Genomic DNA, 907 nt, shown 5'->3' on the forward strand with positions numbered 1-907 from the left:
GAACCATTCACTTGTACCCAACCCGTTACCATGGAACCGTTAGTATTATAAAAATACCACATACCATTTTCTTGTTTCCAGCCTGTTGTTGCAGCAACTGGTTTAGCTGGTTCTAATGCTGAATCTGTTCCTTGATTAGATGTAACAGATACAGGATATGAAGGAATAGATGACTTCTTAGGAACAACAACTTTTTCAGGTTCTCTCGTCCCTCTCCTTATACGTCTTTTTACCATCTCTTTAGTAATTTGACGAGAAGTAGTTTCTTCAATTGTTCCATCACGTTCATCTACAGTATAGATTGTAGTAAGCGTAATTTCACCAATTTCTCCTGCTTCTTCTATTTCTTGACCTTTATCAAGAGTTGAGTCATCGAGATATTCTGTTTCGATTGGAATTTCTTGGACAAGAACTTGGGGCTTGGTTCCTTTTTTAACAACTCTTGTTTGAGAGTCTTCTTTTTGACTTAAAGTACTCTCAGTTACTTGTCCACTCTTTCCATCTACATCATAAGTTATCGTTGTAACTGTTTTCCCATTCTTTCCTAGAGTAATCTCTTGCTCCTGTCCTGCAGAAAGGTCATTGTCTGCTTCATATTTAGTAGCAAATGGAACAAGAACTTCTTCAACCTTGCTCTTAGCTGGAACTTTGATAACTGTATCCGTGGCTTCTTTTCTATCAACAGTAACCTTTTCGCTAACCTTACCAGTCTCTGGATTAACATCGTAGGTCGTCGTTGTGGTTACATAGCCATCTTCTCCGTCAACCATCTCAATAGAAGCTCCTCGGTCTCTAGTCTCATCTTTTTCATAACGGATGACACTTGTAGGAAGGACTTCGCGGTCAACCTTGCTTTTAGCTGGAACTTTGATAACTGTATCCGTGGCTTCTTTTCTATCAACAGTAA

At 39.0% G+C, this 907-nt stretch carries 1 protein-coding gene; it reads right to left on the reverse strand.

Going from position 1 to position 907, the window contains the following annotated elements:
* Positions 1–907 (reverse strand): G5 domain-containing protein (locus HT691_RS02865; RefSeq protein ID WP_172925244.1); only part of this gene is annotated, 907 nt, incomplete at both ends.

It is taken from the genome of Streptococcus sp. 477 (genome assembly GCF_013277295.1).
In the GTDB taxonomy this organism is placed as follows: Bacteria; Bacillota; Bacilli; order Lactobacillales; family Streptococcaceae; genus Streptococcus; species Streptococcus pseudopneumoniae.